Genomic DNA, 20,243 nt, shown 5'->3' with positions numbered 1-20,243 from the left:
AATATCATCTAAAACTGATAACGCAGATTGAGTTGATAACTCAATAGGTCATTCGGCTCGATAGCTAGGTATTGATAACCTAAACCCACAGACCAAGCATCACTAAATTGGTAACTAAAACGCACTCCCGCATACCAATCTGTGCCATCTAAATCAGTCGTTATCGTGGTATTGCCCATGGTACTACTAATATCCGCTTGCCAATGGAACAAGCCAACGGGTACTTCAAAGCGCCAACCCTCATGTTCAAGCAAGGTAAGCCTCAGGCCAAGCATAACCCCATCGGCAAGCACTGGGGTGACGGTTTTCACCAACTCATGGTATTGTTCCGGCGTTAACGTCGCGCCCTTAATCCTCGCTGTTCCTTCACCAAAATCGGCATAGCCCAGTTCCAACGCTACAATCGGTGTCCATTGATAACCTAGGCTCACCCCAAATGCGGTATCCGAGTCATCGACGTTGAGGAGTTGTCCCTCTCCGACTTGGGCGTTTAACTCAGGCAGGGTTTTATCGGCCTGCGCTTGGCCGATAAAACCCTCAACATACCAGTCTGTTGCCTGTGCCTGTTGCATCACACTGAGCAATAACAGGCAGCCTAAGGCCAATCGCTGTAATTCTCGGCGACGCAATATCGCGCATGCCAAGATAAATGCCAACGCCCATAAGGTCATACTGCCTCCTCCTGACTTATTATCGATAATCACCTCTTGATAGGCTTTCACTGTGATAAGCACTTGCCCCGTCGCTTCACCACCTTGGCCATCGCTAATCCTATAGGTCACGGTATCCACACCATCGAATCCTGTTTTAGGGATATAGCGCAGTTTATTGGCTTCGATAGCCACAGTGCCCTGTTGAGCCGTCGCACTTAACAAGGTTAACGTATTACCATCCACATCGGTGTCATTACTCAGCACATCGATAAGCAAGCTGGTGCGGTCATCGGTAGCGGCGCTGTCATCGACAGTCACAGGTGCCGTGTTGCCATTTACCACGATCGTCAGCTCACTACTTGCCGTACCGCCTTTGCCATCGGTAATGCTATACACCAACACATCGGTGCCGATAAAGTCTGCCGCCGACGTGTAGCTGAGCTGCTGATTGGCCAGCACGGTGACTGTGCCAAACTCACTAATCACTTGCGTGACGCTCAAACTATCGCCATCGCTATCCGTATCGTTGGCAAGCACATTGACATCGATACTTTGGTTCCAAGCAATCGCAGCAGAGTCGGGATTGGCGACAGGCAAGTGGTTACCATTGAGCATCACCGCCACGCCACTTGGGTCGACGATAGTACGGTTAGCCACACCATCATCATCGTTAGGACCGCCGTCTTCGATAGTCAACTGCACACACCAATGGCCTTCGGTTAATCCCGGCGTCCAACGGCTATCCCCGGGTGGCGGGCAGAAACCACGTTCCCCCTCAGTACTGGCAACAGTGTTGTTTGCATCAATCACAAAGTCTCGCCAGCCCGCTTGCGCATTAAACTTGCGGTAGACGGCATTCGCTGGAACGGGCGAGCGTTGTGGCAATACCAAGCTATAGCTTTGGCCCTGTTGTGGCAGACCCGTCGCGATAAAGTCGAAAATACCACCCACATTGGCGGCTAAAGCATCTTCAGCCACGGCTTCAGGCTGTAGTTGCACGCCGCTCTGTCCACGGCTTAGGGCAATATTTCCCAAACGTAAACAGACGCCCGCTTGCCCTTCGGCCAAGAAGTACACTGGCTGCAATTCACCTTCAGGCATCACATTACAGTCATTGTTCGCATCCAAATAATCTGGGATGCCATCACTATCGCTGTCGCTATAGCCTTCTTGAACATCAGGGATTAAATCGCCATCCGTATCAGCACTCGTCAATGCGGCTAAACTTGGACGCACTACGATGTACACCGTTTCGGTACTCGACAGCACAGGCGAACCATCATCGGTCGCTGTTAAGCTCACGGGATAAATCCCCGGCGTTACCGCGGCTGGAGAGAACATCATCCCCGTCGCATCCGCTTGCAAGCTTAACGCGCCGCTTGCCCACGTCAACGTCAATGTATCTTGCTCATTGGCATCGGAGGCGGTGGCACGAATATGCACGTCGCCGCCATTTTGCGCGACTATCACCTGCTGTTGGCCAGCTTGAGTCACCGCCAAACTAACCTGTGGTGCAATATTGGCTTCGGTAATCACCACTTGGGTCTGCTGCTTACTACCAAGATTCAGGCTTGGGTCAAGGCTGATTAGCACCTCTTCATTCCCTTCACTCACACCATCGTTCAAGGTAGTAAAGTGGATTTCTGCCATTTGTCCTGAGGCGATCTCCACTACGCCATCAACCAAATCATGGTCGCTGCTGTCTGCCGTTCCTGACACTGTGTAAGGAATGCTCAGCGGATAACTCGGCGCCTCACCATTGAGGTGAACACTCACGGTCACTTGATTCCCTTCAGCAACAACTTGATCTTTGCTCAGCGAAATCAATGGATTGACTTTGACCTTCTGCGCTTTAATCGCCTTATTGCCCTCGCTGTCTACAGCCTGCCAATAGGCTAAGTAGTTGCCAGGAGCGAAGAACAAGCTCTTATTCACCAGCGACACGGGTAATGGATGTCCATTACGGTCAACCGCCTTGGCAAAACCGAGTTTCACCCGCGTAAACAGGCCAGTCGCATTCACTTCCACATCATCAGGGAGGGTGATCACGGGTTGACTCGCTGAGTCAGCGCCTTCAATCAGCACATTCACTTTAGCGGTTGCTCGGCCTTTGTTGCCATCGCTAATGGTATAACGCAGTGCAACAGGCCCCACATAAGCCTTGGGCGCGGTAAAGCTGAGTCCATCAGCAGTGATTTGTACACTGCCAATATCCGCAGCAGCACCATCAATGCTTAAGGTGTTGCCATCGACATCCACATCGTTTGCCAGCACCGCCAGCGAATAGGTGTCATTTGCAGTACTGGTTAAGGTATAGCTGTCATCGATAGCTTGAGGATCGTCGTTCACTGGCGTAACCGTAACAGTGACTGTGGCAGGCTCTGAGCTCAGCTCTGCATCTTTAGCGATAAAGCCAATAGAGTCAGTACCATTAAAATCCTTCTCAGGCGTGTAGAGCCAGACACTACCGTGCTGCTCTAAGGTACCAGAGGCAGGTTGGGCGCTGATCTCATAGGTCAGAGGATCATTATCGGCATCCTCACCCGCAAGCGTGATCATCACCGAACTGTCTTCCTCAAGAGTTACAGACTGATTGGAAGCGACAGGCGCATCGTTGACGTTTGCCACCACAATCGTAAAGCTCTGGTCAATCGTCAGACCATCCACATCCGTAGCACGTAGCACCACCGCATGACTGCCGACATTAGCATTAGTTGGGGTACCGCTTAACACGCCCGTGGCCGCATTAAAGCTCAGCCAACTTGGCAGTGTCACGGCGCTTAAGGTGACACTGTCGCCCACATCGCTGTCGGTCGCCACCACGGTATAGCTATAGGCCGCATCTTGGGTGGCGCTGGTTAACGCCGTTGAACTGATGGTTGGTGCATCGTTGACGTTTGCCACCACAATGCTGAAGCTTTGCTCTGCGGTTAAGCCATCTACATCGGTGGCGCGAAGCACCACGGCATGACTGCCAACGTTAGCATTAGTTGGGGTACCGCTTAACACGCCAGTCGCGGCATTAAAGCTCAACCAACTTGGCAGAGTGACTGCGCTTAAGGTGAGGCTATCGCCGACATCGCTGTCGGTCGCCACCAAGGTATAGCTATAGGCCGCATCTTGGGTGGCGCTAGTCTGTGCACTAGAGGTGATGGTCGGCGCATCGTTAACGTTCGCTACCACAATGCTGAAGCTCTGCTCTGCGGTTAAGCCATCGACATCGGTGGCGCGTAGCACCACGGCATGACTGCCAACATTGGCGTTAGTTGGGGTACCGCTTAACACGCCCGTCGCGGCATTAAAGCTCAGCCAGCTTGGCAGTGTAACCGCGCTTAAGGTGACACTGTCGCCCACATCGCTATCGGTCGCCACCAAGGTGTAGCTATAGGCTGCATCTTGGGTAGCACTGGTTAACGCCGTTGAACTGATGGTCGGTGCGTCGTTGACGTTTGCCACTGCAATGCTGAAGCTCTGCTCTGCGGTTAAACCATCCACATCGGTGGCGCGAAGCACCACCGCATGACTGCCGACATTAGCGTTAGCTGGGGTACCACTCAGCACGCCCGTGGCTGCATTAAAGCTCAGCCAGCTTGGCAGTGTCACGGCGCTTAAGGTGACACTGTCGCCCACATCGCTGTCGGTCGCCACCAAGGTGTAGCTATAGGCTGCATCTTGGGTGGCACTGGTTAACGCCGTCGAACTGATAGTCGGTGCATCATTAACGTTTGCCACCACAATCGTAAAGCTTTGCTCTGCCGTCAGACCATCCACATCGGTAGCGCGAAGCACCACGGCATGACTGCCCACGTTAGCATTAGTTGGGGTACCACTTAACACGCCCGTGGCGGCATTAAAGCTCAACCAACTTGGCAGAGTGACTGCGCTTAAGGTGAGGCTGTCGCCGACATCGCTATCCGTCGCCACCAAGGTATAGCTATAGGCTGCATCTTGGGTAGCACTGGTTAACGCCGTTGAACTGATAGTCGGTGCATCATTAACGTTTGCCACCACAATCGTAAAGCTCTGGTCTGCGGTTAAACCATCCACATCGGTGGCGCGAAGCACCACCGCATGGCTGCCGACATTGGCATTAGTTGGGGTACCACTCAGTACGCCTGTCGCCGGATTGAAGTTCAGCCAGCTTGGTAAGGTCTCTGCGCTTAAGGTGACACTGTCGCCGACATCGCTGTCGGTCGCCACCAAGGTGTAGCTATAGGCCGCATCTTGGGTGGCACTGGTTAACGCCGTTGAACTGATGGTCGGTGCATCGTTGACGTTTGCCACCACAATCGTAAAGCTCTGGTCAATCGTCAGACCATCCACATCCGTAGCACGTAGCACCACCGCATGGCTGCCCACGTTAGCATTAGTTGGGGTACCACTTAACACGCCACTGGCTGCATTAAAGCTCAGCCAACTTGGCAGTGTCACGGCACTTAAGGTGACACTGTCGCCCACGTCGCTGTCGGTCGCCACCAAGGTGTAGCTATAGGCCGCATCTTGGGTAGCACTGGTTAACGCCATTGAACTGATGGTTGGTGCATCGTTGACGTTTGCCACCACAATGCTGAAGCTCTGCTCTGCGGTTAAGCCATCGACATCCGTAGCACGTAGCACCACCGCATGGCTGCCCACGTTAGCATTAGTTGGGGTACCACTCAGCACGCCCGTGGCTGCATTAAAGCTCAGCCAACTTGGCAGTGTAACCGCGCTTAAGGTGAGACTGTCGCCCACGTCGCTGTCGGTCGCCACCACGGTGTAGCTATAGGCCGCATCTTGGGTGGCGCTGGTTAACGCCATTGAACTGATGGTCGGTGCGTCGTTGACGTTCGCCACCACAATCGTAAAGCTCTGGTCAATCGTCAGGCCATCCACATCGGTAGCGCGAAGCACCACGGCATGACTGCCCACGTTAGCATTAGTTGGGGTACCACTGAGCACGCCCGTCGCCGGATTGAAGCTCAGCCAGCTTGGCAGTGTGACGGCGCTTAAGGTGACACTGTCGCCCACATCGCTGTCGCTTGCGACCAAGGTGTAGCTATAGGCTGCATCTTGAGTGGCACTGGTCACAGCAGTTGAACTGATGGTCGGTGCGTCGTTGACGTTTGCCACCACAATGCTGAAGCTTTGCTCTGCGGTTAAGCCATCCACATCGGTGGCGCGTAGCACCACCGCATGGCTGCCGACATTGGCATTAGTTGGGGTACCACTCAGCACGCCCGTGGCTGCATTAAAGCTCAGCCAGCTTGGCAGTGTAACCGCGCTTAAGGTGAGACTGTCGCCCACGTCGCTGTCGGTCGCCACCACGGTGTAGCTATAGGCTGCATCTTGGGTAGCACTGGTTAACGCCGTCGAGCTGATGGTCGGTGCATCGTTGACGTTTGCCACCACAATGGTAAAGCTCTGGTCAATCGTTAGACCATCCACATCGGTGGCGCGTAGCACCACCGCATGACTGCCGACATTGGCATTAGTTGGGGTACCACTCAGCACGCCCGTGGCTGCATTAAAGCTCAGCCAACTTGGCAGAGTGACTGCACTTAAGGTGACACTGTCGCCCACGTCGCTGTCGGTCGCCACCAAGGTGTAGCTATAGGCCGCATCTTGGGTAGCACTGGTTAACGCCATTGAACTGATGGTTGGTGCATCGTTGACGTTTGCCACCACAATGCTGAAGCTCTGCTCTGCGGTTAAGCCATCGACATCCGTAGCACGTAGCACCACCGCATGGCTGCCCACGTTAGCATTAGTTGGGGTACCACTCAGCACGCCCGTGGCTGCATTAAAGCTCAGCCAGCTTGGCAGTGTCACGGTACTTAAGGTGACACTGTCGCCCACATCGCTATCCGTCGCTACCAAGGTGTAGCTATAGGCCGCATCTTGGGTGGCGCTGGTTAACGCCATTGAACTGATGGTCGGTGCGTCGTTGACGTTCGCCACCACAATCGTAAAGCTCTGGTCAATCGTCAGGCCATCCACATCGGTAGCGCGAAGCACCACGGCATGACTGCCCACGTTAGCATTAGTTGGGGTACCACTGAGCACGCCCGTCGCCGGATTGAAGCTCAGCCAGCTTGGCAGTGTGACGGCGCTTAAGGTGACACTGTCGCCCACATCGCTGTCGCTTGCGACCAAGGTGTAGCTATAGGCTGCATCTTGAGTGGCACTGGTTAACGCCGTCGAACTGATAACGGGAGCACCATTAGGCTTCACTGCGTTACTCGCCGTGGAAGCGCTACCGGTTCCGGCTGAGTTTATAGCTGCAACCGTAAATGAATAGGAAGTCCCATTGGTTAATCCCATTATCGTGATGGGTGAAGAAGTGCCCGATGCCGTAATACCGCCTGGAGTCGATACTAAGGAATAGCCCGTAATGGCATCACCACCAGTGAATGCCGGAGCACTAAAACTCACCGTTGCTTGAGCATTCCCCGCAGTGGCAGTGCCGATTGTTGGCGCGCCGGGTACAACGGCATTGACACTGAATGAACGACTAACTTGGGTCGCCGCCAAATAACTCGCATTGCCCACCTGGTCTGCGTTGATGGTACAAGTGCCTACAGTGACAAAGCTCAATAAGCCCCCACTGGTGATGGTACAGACACTCGGAGTGGATGAGGTAAAGGTTGGCGCCAAACCTGAATCAGACGTTGCAGTCAAAGTCGGTGAAGTACCAAAGTTTTGCGATCCCGGATTGAGGAAGGTAAGCGTTTGGATCGCTTTGGGCGTAATTGGGTTAGATGCGCTGGAGGCAGGGCTGAAACCCACGGCATTCTCAGCTTCCACCGTAAAGGTATAGGTCACACCATTAGTTAGACCACTCACCACAATCGGTGAGCCTGCTCCACTGACAGGTAAAACGTCATTTGGCGTCACCGATACAACATAGCCGAGGATATTCGAACCCCCGTTATTGGCAGGAGGTGCAAACGCCACGCTCGCCTGGGTATCGCCTGCCGTCGCAACAATAGTGGTGGGCGCGCCGGGAACAATCGCACTTACCGCAAACGAGCGGCTGACTTGGGGAGCGGCCAAGTAGGATGAATCGCCCGCTTGATTCGCATTAATAGTACAGGTGCCAGCGGTCACGAATGTTAGCGTAGTGCCGCTCACCGTACAGACACCAGGGGTGGACGAGGTGAAAGTGACAACATAACCACCGCCTGCAGACGAACTGGCTGTCAGCGTTGGTGTAGTCCCAAAGGTCTGTGCTCCAGGGTTGTTAAAGGTGATGGTTTGTGGTGATGCCGGGGTAATGGAATTCGATGCTGCCGAAGCCGCCCCCGTGCCCGCCGAGTTAGTCGCTGTCACCGTGAAGGTGTAGGAAACACCATTGGTCAAGCCGGTCACTGTAACCGGCGAACCGGAGCCAGTACCAGTTGCACCACCTGGGCTAGCAGTGACGGTGTAACCACCAGCAAGGATCGATGCACCACCGGTACTGGCAGGTGCAGTAAATGTTACCGTTGCCTCGGCATCGCCTGCGGTTGCCGTACCGATGGTTGGCGCATCAGGAACTACCGCATTCACCGTAAAGCTTTGGGTTACTGTAGTCGCCGCATTGGTTGCGCTATTACCAGCCTGATCGGCATCAATCGTACAGGTACCTGCGCTTACAAAGGTCAGAGCAACGCCACTCACCGTACATACACCAGTGGTAGACGACGAGAAGGTGACTGTGAGACCGGAGTCTGAAGTTGCAGACAAGTTCGGTGTGGTACCAAAGTTATAGTTGCTCGGCTGGGCAAAGGTAATTGTCTGGTCGGCTTTAGGGGTTGCCGAGTTGGATGCGGCCGAGGCAGTGCCTGTACCTATACCGTTGGTCGCCGTCACAGTAAAGGTATAGGCAGTGCCGTTGGTGAGACCGGTGATGAGAATCGGTGAACTGGCACCCGTATTTGTAAAACCTCCGGGGTTAGAGGTCACGGTATAACCAGTGATAGCAGAACCACCGTTATTGCCGGGAGCGCTGAAAGCAACTGATACCTGGCCATCACCTGCAGTTGCAGTGCCTATGGTTGGCGCATCAGGCACTGTCGGAATGGCCACAGTATGGGCGGAACCACTCGTATAGGCGGCTGGACCTACGTTGCCAGCAGCATCGCTGATATTCGTTGCGCCATTCAGGTTCAGCTTGATAGTACCGTTGCCGGTGATACCACTGACGGTCACCGTCACACTTGAGCCAGAGGTCGCGGAGACACTGGCGACAGTGCCGGTCGCGCCACCGGTAGTACCAAGCGCAAAGTCATCGGTAGAAATGTTGTTGACGGATTCGCTGAAGTTAACCGTGAAATCGACGCTGGTATCAGTCGATACTGCGCCACCAACAGGAGCAGTGCTAGTTACAGACGGTGTAACGCCATCCACAACCAGCGCTTTATTGGCGCCCAATGAGTTGGCAGCACCCGGTGTTGCCAATGTCAGCGTTGCGTTGTTGCTAGCGGCGTCACGAATGGTGCCACTGTTTAACGCCAGTGCACTGGTTGATACGTAGTCCAAATCGCTGCTATTGTCACCCGCCTGAACCGTATAGCTGAAGGTCAAGCTACTGGTTCCACTGCCACTGGTATAATTAACTGCACGATCTGTTGTGCCTGTTTCAAGGGTTAATTGCGGCGTACCAGTGACATTGACCACTTCGCTAAAGTTAACTTGGATACTGATGCTATCGCCCACTTTATAAGTGCCATTGGCTGTACTGGCTGTCACAGAAGAAACGGTGGGTGCTGTACTATCCACAAGAACACTGCTTGTGGAGCCGACAGAATTTAGCGCTGAAGAATCCCCTGATGATTTACAAATAAATCATCAAATTAGAGTGGAAGCGCATCTTGTTGCATGATCAAATGGTTTCGCTAAAAACTACACTTGGACAACAAGATGCGCGAAGCCAATATCCTACAACATTCTTTACACCAATACTGCCCAGAACTTCACCTAAAACGATTAAACAGCTTGATGCTGGCCTCTAAGGCACTGATTGAATGTAAGACACTGACCTTGACTGAGTTAGGTCGAAATTTACCAACCACGGCCCGAACCAAGCACAACATCAAGCGCATTGATCGTTTGCTCGGCAACACGCATCTGCATCAAGAACGGTTAGCTGTCTACCAATGGCATGCCAGCCTCATCTGTTCTGGTAACCCTATGCCGATTGTGCTCGTCGATTGGTCAGACATCCGAGAGCATAAACGCATCATGGCTCTGCGCGCCTCAATAGCCTTCAATGGCCGCTCTATTACCCTGTATGAGAAGTCCTATCCCCTATCAGAACAATGCTCTAAGGCCTCCCACAACGGTTTTTTAGCGGACTTAGCCAAGATTTTACCTTTGCATGTTACCCCTCTCATCGTGACTGACGCGGGGTTCAAAGTGCCTTGGTACAAAGAGGTTGAGGCGCATGGTTGGTTTTGGCTAAGCCGTATTCGCGGTACAGTTCAATTTGCAGATATTGGCGCTGAAAATTGGCGTGCAGTTCGCAGTACACATGACTTGGCCAACGGTCAAGCGAAGAGCCTGGGTTGTAAGACCTTGACCAAAACTAACCCTATCAATTGCCATCTCACGCTTTATCGTAGCAAACCTAAGGGGCGTACAAATCAGCGTTCAACGAGGACTAATTGCCACCATCCATCGGCAAAAACGTACTCAACATCGGCGAAAGAGCCTTGGGTGTTAGCCAGCAATTTACCACCAGAATCTCGGAGCCCAAAGCAGCTGGTAAACCTGTACGCCAAACGTATGCAAATAGAGGAAACCTTTCGTGACCTCAAAAGCCCGGCATACGGCTTTGGCTTACGCCAAAGTCGTACCAACAGTCCAGAGCGATTCGACATCATCCTACTGATAGCGTTGATGGTTCAATGCCTGTTGTGGCTAGTTGGTTTACACGCACAGCAACAGGGCTGGGATAAGCATTTTCAGGCCAATACCATTGGGCATCGAACGGTACTCTCAACGATTCGCTTGGGATTGGAGGTGCTCAGGCGGCCTGATTATCAAATCACGGAGAAAGAATTGCTGGCGGCCTGGGTATTATTCGCCAATCAGTTGCTCAAATATGGCTATGCTATGGCTGATTTATGAGGGGATCCTTCAGAATTTAGCGTCAGCGTCATGTCATTATTGGCAGCATCTTTCAAGGTTCCGCCGTTCAAACCAAGCGCACCTACGGTAATACCATCAGAATCAACCAAACCACTCTCAACCGTGTAACTGAAGACAAGCGCAGAGGTTCCAGATCCCGACGAGTAGGTTGCGTATTTGGTTGTGCCACCAATAGTCAATGCAATGCGAGGGGTACCTCCACTAATATTCACGATCACGTTTTCGCTGGTGTTAACCGTGAAACTCAGTGATTGCCCAGTGATATAAGTTGCGCTGAAAGGAACGCTTACACTGGTGACTGTTGGAGGGGTGACATCAGGAACCGTATTAAATACAAAGCTATCAAATACATCAAAATAACCGCCGCCATTTGAAGTAATAACTACCTTGTCAACATTATCAAAGGGATTGTTGTTTAACGTTACAGTAAATGAGCCATTAGCCTGACCAAAGCCAGACCCAGTACTTTGAGTCCCCACAGATGATCCGTCTCTAAAGCCCTCAACCGAGGCAAAACCACCACCAAATGCATTGATGTAAAAACTAACGAAGTCAAATTCATTGCCCGAGGTGGTTTCGACAGTAATTGTTTCAACTCCAGAATACATACCTGCAAATAACCCGGCAGAATTACTCTGACCATCATCCGTATCCTGAAACCAGTTAGCGGCGCTGTAAGTTATTTTAAAGTCACCCTGTGTAAAAACATTTGATCCATGGTCTGCACTCTCAACAAAACCAGAAGCATTGAAATCGACAATGACATTAGAAGGAATTGAAGCCGCATTGACACTCATACTTAGCAACACTACTGCTGCAAAACCCAGTTGAACGATCCACTTAATGCCTGTATTTATATTTACGAATCCACAAGCCGGAGTTTGATATCGCTCATCGGGATGATCTGTTTTGCAGCATGACATATTAAGCCCCTTAATAGCTGTGTACGAAAATTTTTGATTTAGCTAAAGTAGCTAAAACCAGCAATCCAGAAGATTTAACTCCCTCTGGATTACTGAATTAATTTAATAGCAATTATCCAACGTTAATTACGCGACGGATAAATACCCTCTAACGCGATAATAAAATTCATCCCCAGATAGGGATTGCGAATTCCGACAGGCTGTCCTCCACCAACAGGATTGACGGTTACGGTGCCAGCAGGTGTAACGCTACCATGCACTCCACCGAGGCTGCTCTTGGTAGAATCTGGCGCCGTACTGGTAAACAATCCATTAAACGCAACACTGGTAGGCCCCGCCTTAGCTGTCGTAGCAGAGAGGTAGGTAGTCGCGCCTGCTGCCGGAGGAACCATTGCAGTGGCCGTGGTGGTAGCAACATCAACCGTTGCTGTTACGCTACTTGCATTACCAATGAAAGTAGCTGTTGGTGCATGAATGGGTAGCTGATTGGTAGTGAGGTTAACGTTTTCAACACCGGCAACTTGTCCCAAAACAACATTACTTAACCCTGCACCAGTTCCGGTACCCACAGGAGTACGACTTTGCAAGTTAGGCAACCCAAAGGTTGTGGTGCCATTGCCACCATAGGTTGTACCCAGAAGAGAGAAAAGCGCGCTGTTGGTGGAAATGGCCAATAACTGTCCATTGCAAAGCGCCCAGCCACGCGGAGCGAAAGTACCAGCGAACATGCGGATTTCTCCAATAAATGGATCTGACATTGTATTTCTCCTTAAATAACGATTTTGTCTATGTAACGTCTTGCAATGACTTAATTACTCACGACAATTAATCGACAGCGAGTCCTTTTGCTGATGACAACATCATTCACATCACACAATCGAAGGCCTATTGTGAAACATAATGAAAACAATTTAGCTACAACTAAACATATCTGAAAAATCGGCAAACACAATTAAGCAGAAATAATTTTGTGTAAATTATCAGCCGACGTTTAAGGCCACAGCATTGACTCATAGGTTTCGGAACGGCTTTGAAACTGAAATCCATGCCGTAAATAAAGTGATTTAGCTTGAGTATTTTCACTCTCTACTGATAAATGAACAGGCAACTGACGTTGCCTCGCCTCAAACTTGACCGCCTCTAATACCGCTGAACCTAAACCGCGACCTCGCATACTTGGCGCAATAATAAAATCAACAAGATGAACCCTATGCTCATTGGTATCGAGCATCAGTTTGCCGACCGCTTGTTGCTGATAAAACAATATATAGGTAATGGCATGTGGATATTGCTCCCGATAGGAGACTTGTTGCAGCCGATATTGTTGCTCCAACATGTTCTGTACGACATCAAGGGGTAAACCAAGCTCATAGAAGAAGGTTTTAGTTGAATAAAAAAGTTCTGCCATAAATAGGTTATCGCTTGCATTGGCAGGCTTAATACTCAAGCCAGTGAATGGATTTAACTCAGCTAGCATCATGGTTTTTATCTCGAACTAAAGGTTGCAACAGTTGCTCATAAGCATTCAATAACAGTTGCCATGAGAGAGTTTTTGATTCATTTAATGGGGTAGATTGGGCGGGTACCATGGGTACAAACAATTGCCCTTGTCGCTTTACATCAAAGCGCCAGTGGCCTTGCCAATGCTCAATATCTTCTGCGGCTAACGGCCATTCTAAAATGGCCGAAAGTGCACTGGGTTTAAGCGCATTTAATTGTTGATAATCCATTAAGATGCAACGACTTGATTGATAAAGTGCAGCAGTTTGCTGGGCAAAACCATGTAACACGCCCATTCGAAATGCATCTACACTAGGCTCAGCATGTGTGTTTTCACTAAGCGGCAATGTATGGCGAAATACAGCCTTCACCCGCCCCGCCATATGCATCCCAGCCTCTCGTTGATGCGAAGCCAAAATATCTCTGGGATGGCGCATCAGACATAGCACTCGACTATTAGGGTAGAGTTCTAGCAACATGGGCCAACAAGCTAAATCCCACGCATTCCACTTGATCACTAGCTCACGCTCATCAGGCCTCAACCGCCCTTGTAGCCTTAAACATAAATCCACCAGCAGTGGTGTTAAGGCCGAAGGCCAAGCATCATGGTGCATCACATCGCTGCAGAGCATAGATTCGGATAACACTCGGCAAGTTTTGAGTAGAGAAAAACTACTAGAAACGAGTGTTGACCCACAACGAGACCAATGGAAAATCATCAAGTTAGGATTGATAGCGGGCAAACTTTCGCGTTGGGATAATAAGGGTTCGAGCAAGGTTTGAGGCTGGATAAAACTGGCCAGTAAGCCACGACGAGCATCGCTGATATCGTCCTCCAAAAAAGGTTTTGATAACCGCTTAAAAACCGGAACCCAACTGATTGTTTTGGTTTGAGCATGATAACGAGCAGGAAACCACACTTGGCTGAAGCGTGCTAAATCCGGAATGAACCCTTGTTGCTGTAAGGCAATAAATGCCAGCATCTGCTCTAAATTTAGCTCGGGCCAATTGAGGAAGTCGGCCATCAGAACAATAAAATGCTCAACATCCTGCGCTTGATGCAGTAAAAACAATGATTCAGGCTGATGCAGCAATTGCCAATAGTGTTGCTGCTGTTCATGAATATCAATCATTAGCTGGCCATTGGATAGAAGTTAATGTACTGCACCATGCGTGGTAACACGCCTCGATTTGGCGTCGGTCCATGGAGCAAGGCATGGTGCCAAATAATTAAATCCCCTGCGTTTGCGGCAATGGGGTTAATAGGCCACTCTTCCCAACGCTGTTGCTGCAACTCAATATCAGTCTTGTTTTGTTCCTGTAGCCAAGCTTCTATTTTGAGGTGAAAACCGGGAACACAGCAAAATGCCCCTTGCTCGGCAGGGGTATCCGTAAGATAAATCAATCCTTGAGTTCCAAATGGCACGGGTAGTTGCAGTGGCATATCCCAATGCATATTTGGGCCAGGAAACTGCCAAGTGGGCGTTTCAGGGGGATTAAAACTCACTCTATCAGTCGTCATCACTAAATCGGTTCGCTGCCATAATTGTTCAAAGGCTTGACGGATTAGAGGTGCTTGCCGATTGGCATCGAGGATAGGATGACGAAATAACTGCAGCATGATTTTCTGCATCAACTCATGGGACTGATACCAAGTTGATGGATCATTTTCATTCGCGCCAAGCTGTTGCCAAATCACGGCTCGACTGGCCGCGCATTGGGCTTTTGACAACACTTGCGGGATGACTAAATAACCTTCCCGTTGCCAAAAGGCGAGTTGGGCATCGGTAAGCACTTGAGGTAAAGCGTTACCATAAGCTAACTCGGTATTGCCGCTTTCTGGCTCAGCTTGGGATAAGGCACGCAATCGCTGATTAATACCGACAATATCCGCGGTGGTCAGTTTAGTTTGTCTTTGAACGAAGGCGATAAAATCAGTTTGTTTATCAAATTGATAGAGCGCCTTGATCCCAGGTTCTAATCCAATACCGCACAGATCCAGCAGCGCTTTATCTAGGCTCCATTCTCCCTCTGCCACCTCATTGGTTTGTCCACGCTTTTGCAACTGAATTTTTTGCCATAGTCGCTGCAAGTGATAAATGCCCAAACAACTCAAATCCTCACTGCCAACAAGCGCCAATTTATGCTGCTGATATTGGAAGATAAAATCGGGATATGCTCCCAGCTCGTAACGGAAGTCCACTCTGCTAAGAGGTTTAAGCCACAAGGATTTTTTATATTGGGAGAGGGTTAATTGTGATTGGTTTTCAAGTAATTGATGTTCGCCATAAACCCTGATTTTTGTCGTCAGTTTTAGGCTTATGGGTTGGGGTTCATAATCGGGTAACAATAAGCTCCCCACTAGCCCACTTCTGTCATCTTGAGCGAGCAAGCGGGCATGAGCTAAATCGAGACAGAATAAAGGACCCAAATAAATTGGCAGCCGATCTTTTAGCTCGAGCCATGCATCCAACTCAATCGACTCAGGGATTAAACATCCATCCTCTGCTAAAAAATGCTGTAGATGGCTAAAAATCTGTACCTGCGGTTCCTGTTGCAGCAGGTGTTTCATGGTTTCAGAAATTATCAGATCAAAGGTTTGTGTTGATGCTGGCCGCCAAAGCGTAGCGTCAGCACAAATAATCGCATCGACACGATCCGCTACATCGAAATATGCCAGCAGCTTTTCAACACTCTCCAATGACGCTCGATGAATGTCGAGTAAGGTTACTCGCACTTGCTTCGCCGTAAATAGCGGTAATAAGGCTAAGATTAACCAAGCAAAAGGCCCGGTTCCGGCATAGAGTATGTGCACAGGATGGTTCGAGTTAGCTTTAAGTTTGTCCTGTATCGCTTGATAAATTCCTTGAATAAACACTCTGCTACGTTCGGGATCTTCTGCACATTGCGCCGCAGTTGTCGGTGATACCGCCTTGCCAAAAGCCGTAATACTCGCCTCTGTATCGAGAAACAACGCCGGGTGCAGTTCCAACCCAGTCAATTGGCATAACTGCGCCAGCATTGGATCGATAAGCCGCTTTGCCTCCCCCGCTGAATGGGATTGCAACAGCGCCTGAGCAAACAGCTTTAATCTTAGAAACGCCTCGCGCTGCCCTGCATTAGGCTTTGATCTTGGCATCATGGATAAGCTCCTTTAACCACGAGTTGACTTCACAATCGATCACCAAATTAATTCTGGCATCCACGCCTTTATTCGCGACCCAATGGGTTTGGTCAGCATTGATATACCAAAGCTCTCCGGCCCGCATAGGTACACGTTTCTCATCCACATAAAAATAAAGCTGATCATGGGTTTGTAGGGGCAAATGTAATCTAGCCTCACCCTGTTCAAGTGATAATCCTTGATCCCTATGGGGCTTGATTTCAGCACCAGCGTGTAAGCGCATTAAGCGCACCGATTTAACTGGGCAAGCAAGGGATTGAATAAACTGCAGCAGCGCGGGGCTCGATTCCAGTGAAGGCAAATTATCCCAATCTGTCGCGGCACTAATGGAAAAGGCTTGTAAAATGGGGTGCGCGACTCGATATTCCTCGGCGCAGCGTAGAGCCAACACATCCCAACCGCCCTGAGAGCCCGCGTGATAATCACGTTGGTTAATGTGTGGCAACCACTCATGCTGCAACAAAGTCGTGAGTTCTTGCTGTAAACTAGTGATATTCGGAGCTTGGGTGAGTAAGGCGAATGAGCAGATATCCATATCCAAGTGTCTCATTTTTAGACAAAAACGAATTAATCAAGCCTAGCACAAAGTGTCATGCTGGCAAGATAGGCTACTGTAAACCTCACGCTGAGCTGAGTTAACCACACAGGATATCCCATGTTTGACTGGAAGAAGATTGATACTGTACTGCTCGATATGGATGGCACCCTGCTCGATTTGCACTTTGATAACCATTTTTGGCTGAGTCTGGTGCCACAGGAGCTGAGCAAGCAGCGGGGATTAAGCCAGAGCCAGGCACAACAACTGGTGGAAGAAGCCTACGGCAGAGTCGCAGGCACGTTAGATTGGTATTGCCTCGATTATTGGCAGTCCGAGCTGCAGCTCGACATTATGGGGCTTCACCGCGACTTAGTTGACCGTATTCAACTGCGCCAAGACAGTATGCCTTTTCTCGATGCCCTCGCCGCCGCGGGCAAAAAACGCATCTTAGTCACCAATGCCCACCCTAAGAGTCTTGCTCTTAAGCTGGAGCATACTGAACTGGGGAGTGGTTTAGATGCGATGATCTCAAGCCATGAAACGGGTTATCCCAAGGAACACCCACAATTTTGGCAAACGCTATTCGAAAAATTCGCCCTAGTGCCTGAGCGCTGCCTGTTTATCGATGATAGTGAACCTATTTTAAATGCAGCGCGCTTAGCGGGCGTGGGGCATCAGCTCGGGATCAGCAATCCCGATAGCCAGAAACCTGCCAAAACCTTCAATGATTTTCCGGCCATTAGCGACTATCGTTTATTGCTTAACGATCTCGCGAGTTAACCCCTCGAAATAGAAAAGGCACCCAAGGTGCCTTTATCAAATCATGCATTAGGTTACATTACTGGCTAGATTAAAGCCCAGGAATACGCCCCTGATAAACAATAGGGAAGTAACCGTCATCTCCACGCTTGCCGAGGATATTAAGAGATTTACGCATATCTTCCGGCTGTTCGTTGGTCTCTTTGATCTTAGCGGCAACCTTGACCATATTCCCCTCGTCTAACTGTAAGGTACCGATAATTCCCAACTGGTTTTTACTCTCATCGGTAGCAAGCTGGGCTTTCCCCTCAACACAGCTAAGGCCCAACTCGATATTACCCAGTGGATAATCGCCGAATTGATTCTTCACATTGGTTTGGTTTAAGAATAATTTACCCGATAACTGCTCGCACCAAGGTTTACCTTGTTCTAGGGTTTCAACCAGCAGGCTGACTTCACCATTAATTTCGGTTCTAAAGGGCAGCTTAGTATTACCAATTAAGAAGCTATCGGGCGCTTCAAAGCGTAATCCCTGCGCACTAATGCCAGCCATTGACCAAGTGATTAACCCTTTAGCACTTACGGGTGTTGCTCGGCTACCTACTTGAAAATCCAGCTTCACTTTGCCTAAAAACAAAGACCAAGGGCTGAGTTCCCAACGCACTTGCTCCAATTGGCGCTGCTGAATATTCAAAGTTTCAATGCTACCCGCCCAAATACTGCCACTCACTCCAGAAATTCCCACATTCGCTGGGAGTGGTGCGAGGCGCACGGCCACACTGGCAGGAAACAACGCCACTAAAAACACGATATAAATTAGTACACCAATAATAATCTTTTTTATCAGACTCACAGCTACACCTTAACCTATTGCGCTAGTTGGATCCGTCTTACTTTGACATAGCCAGGCGCGTCAGCCTCCGCCAAATCAACACTCTCAAGGGATAAGCCCTTTTGCTGCACTAAATCATTCAAATAACTGAGTAAGGCATCGAATGGCACATCATCCATCCACACTTGGATTTTATCGCCCTGGGGCTGCATGCGAGTAATCACTAAGCCATAACTACCCGCTGTTTGGTTGACGACTGAACTTAAACTGCCGCTCATCGTCGGCTTAGCGCCGCTTTGTTTTAAGCCAGCGATTTTATTCGCCGTCTGCTTTACATAGGTCAAGGTTTGCTGCTGAGCCGTTAAGTTGCGCAGTGCATTGGCCTCAGCATTGGCGATTGGCGTCCAAATCCCCCAGTAAAATAGACCGATCACTAAAAATACGGCGCCAAAACCTACGATCTGCTGCTCGCGCGACGCAAGCCCTTGCCACCAAGTCCGCAAATTATCCATCTTATTTGCTCCTCAAGGTTAAGGTGCTGGTGACCTGATCTTCACCGCTATTCATAGTGCCACCATCCATTTGGAAACGACGGCCGACAATCTCTTTAAACTTCTCAATTTGCGCGTAATTTTTAGCAGTGACCTGCATGCGGATTTCATTACGGGCACTTTCAAATCTCAAGCTATTGGGTTTTAGCTCAGGTACTTGTTTAAAGGCGTCTTGTAACCCCGCCAGCATAGCAAAAAACTCTGCACCACTGCCTTGGCCTTGGAGTGCGCGCAGTTGGCTCTCCATCTGCGAGCGTAAATTCACGATGCGTGAATTGCCTGGTATCACTTGTTGATAAATGGCTTCACTTTGCGCCTTCAAATCGGCGATTTGGCCATTTACCTGATGAATGGTTAAGCCTTTATTTACCAGAGACAACACAATAGCAATGGCTAGTACAATTGCCGCATTTTTCCATTGCAACAGATGCTTACTGTATTCGCGCTTAGGCGTATAGACACCCGTCAGTAAGTTAATCGGCGCATGTAAAATGCCGCGCGCCAGCACCAACATAGGTAAGTCGAGTGGCTGTGGCTTAAGCTCGACACCGTCCAACTCCATCTCGGTGTAACTGGCGACCGACACCTCGTCTGTCTGAGCCGTCAGTTGCTTCATAGCTACTGGCAGCCAAGGTAAAGGCAGGCTATGGCCGGTTCCTAATCCTGTACGCAGTAATAACTCGTTACCGAAACGCATGGCCGCCCATTGGCATTCCTGTAATGGCAAGGCGAGGCAATCGGGCACGATACGCTTCACTTTTAAACCCGCTTCAGCCAAGCAGCTAAGCCAAGTTTGCATTTGCTCATGGGCAACGGCTACCACGCTGAGGGCATCGCCATTGCGTGGGCCAACGGTAAAGTGCATCGCATCCACATCATCGGCGATGGTTTCTTCCAGCATAAAAGGCAGGGCTTTTAAGGCTTGGCGTTGGCCTTTTTCGGGCAGATTCACGCTGGTGAGCGTCATGGCGGAGGCTGGCACCAATACATCGATAGGCCGATTTCCCGCGCGCTCGGTTAAGGTTGATAAACCTTGGGCGTTGGCAAGTTCACCAGAGGCGATAATTTCTTGTTCTTGTTCGGACCAAACCAGCCAAGAGCATGCCTGCTCTGCGGTTCTGCCTAAGCGAATAAATAGCCGTTCACTCACAGTTTTTCTCCACCAGCTTCCATCTTAAAAGATTGAGCTT

The 20,243-nt window shown here is 50.1% G+C and carries 12 protein-coding genes; 2 read left to right on the top strand and 10 right to left on the bottom strand.

The genetic code is table 11. From position 1 onward, the window contains the following. Positions 1 to 8 precede the first annotated feature (8 nt). Positions 9 to 9,395, bottom strand: coding sequence for a putative Ig domain-containing protein (locus FJD32_RS00955; protein ID WP_240199979.1), 9,387 nt, complete (start codon positions 9,393 to 9,395; stop codon positions 9 to 11). A 141-nt stretch (positions 9,396 to 9,536) separates the two neighbouring features. On the opposite strand from FJD32_RS00955, the gene FJD32_RS00950 reads away from it, so the two are divergent. Further along, on the top strand, positions 9,537 to 10,745 hold the full coding sequence (locus FJD32_RS00950) for an IS4-like element IS10A family transposase (RefSeq protein WP_001206290.1): 1,209 nt from the start codon (positions 9,537 to 9,539) through the stop codon (positions 10,743 to 10,745). Here FJD32_RS00950 and FJD32_RS00945 read toward each other — a convergent pair. The 6 genes from FJD32_RS00945 to FJD32_RS00920 form a co-directional block, all read right to left on the bottom strand. Next, positions 10,724 to 11,689, bottom strand: coding sequence for a hypothetical protein (locus FJD32_RS00945; protein WP_088586502.1), 966 nt, complete (start codon positions 11,687 to 11,689; stop codon positions 10,724 to 10,726). The genes FJD32_RS00950 and FJD32_RS00945 overlap by 22 nt on opposite strands. Before the next feature lie 122 nt (positions 11,690 to 11,811). Next, a complete protein-coding gene (locus tag FJD32_RS00940; RefSeq protein ID WP_037427516.1) occupies positions 11,812 to 12,447 on the bottom strand; it encodes a tail fiber protein in 636 nt (211 codons plus the stop codon). Between the two features lie 233 nt (positions 12,448 to 12,680). Then, complete coding sequence (locus FJD32_RS00935) at positions 12,681 to 13,169, bottom strand: GNAT family N-acetyltransferase (RefSeq protein WP_088586501.1); 489 nt, start codon at positions 13,167 to 13,169, stop codon at positions 12,681 to 12,683. Continuing rightward, on the bottom strand, positions 13,156 to 14,322 hold the full coding sequence (locus tag FJD32_RS00930) for a hypothetical protein (protein ID WP_088586500.1): 1,167 nt from the start codon (positions 14,320 to 14,322) through the stop codon (positions 13,156 to 13,158). Before FJD32_RS00930 ends, FJD32_RS00935 begins: the two co-directional genes overlap by 14 nt. After that, entirely contained in the window at positions 14,322 to 16,331 is a 2,010-nt protein-coding gene (locus FJD32_RS00925) for a phytanoyl-CoA dioxygenase family protein (protein ID WP_088586499.1), read from the bottom strand. Before FJD32_RS00925 ends, FJD32_RS00930 begins: the two co-directional genes overlap by 1 nt. Continuing rightward, positions 16,309 to 16,908, bottom strand: a complete 600-nt coding sequence (locus FJD32_RS00920) for an aspartyl/asparaginyl beta-hydroxylase domain-containing protein (protein WP_047535785.1) — start codon at positions 16,906 to 16,908, stop codon at positions 16,309 to 16,311. Before FJD32_RS00920 ends, FJD32_RS00925 begins: the two co-directional genes overlap by 23 nt. A gap of 120 nt (positions 16,909 to 17,028) precedes the next feature. Between FJD32_RS00920 and yrfG the strand changes: the two genes are divergently transcribed. Further along, a complete protein-coding gene (yrfG, locus tag FJD32_RS00915) occupies positions 17,029 to 17,691 on the top strand; it encodes a GMP/IMP nucleotidase (protein WP_037427521.1) in 663 nt (220 codons plus the stop codon). Positions 17,692 to 17,761: 70 nt separating this feature from the next. Here the strand turns inward: yrfG and FJD32_RS00910 are convergent, their stop codons facing one another. From FJD32_RS00910 to gspL, 3 genes are read right to left on the bottom strand one after another with little or no spacing between them, the layout of a single operon-like run. Further along, positions 17,762 to 18,523: a type II secretion system protein N gene (locus tag FJD32_RS00910; RefSeq protein ID WP_037427523.1), complete on the bottom strand. Its 762-nt coding sequence runs from the start codon at positions 18,521 to 18,523 to the stop codon at positions 17,762 to 17,764. Positions 18,524 to 18,537: 14 nt separating this feature from the next. Continuing rightward, on the bottom strand, positions 18,538 to 19,014 hold the full coding sequence (locus FJD32_RS00905; RefSeq protein ID WP_037416438.1) for a type II secretion system protein M: 477 nt from the start codon (positions 19,012 to 19,014) through the stop codon (positions 18,538 to 18,540). A 1-nt stretch (position 19,015) separates the two neighbouring features. Beyond that, entirely contained in the window at positions 19,016 to 20,203 is a 1,188-nt protein-coding gene (gspL, locus tag FJD32_RS00900) for a type II secretion system protein GspL (RefSeq protein ID WP_088586496.1), read from the bottom strand. Positions 20,204 to 20,243: the final 40 nt, after the last annotated feature.

Source organism: Shewanella sp. LC6, assembly GCF_006385735.2.
GTDB classification, from domain to species: Bacteria; Pseudomonadota; Gammaproteobacteria; order Enterobacterales; family Shewanellaceae; genus Shewanella; species Shewanella xiamenensis.
The sequence above is the reverse complement of the archived record's forward strand: the minus strand, read 5'-3'. Positions and strand labels throughout refer to the sequence as shown.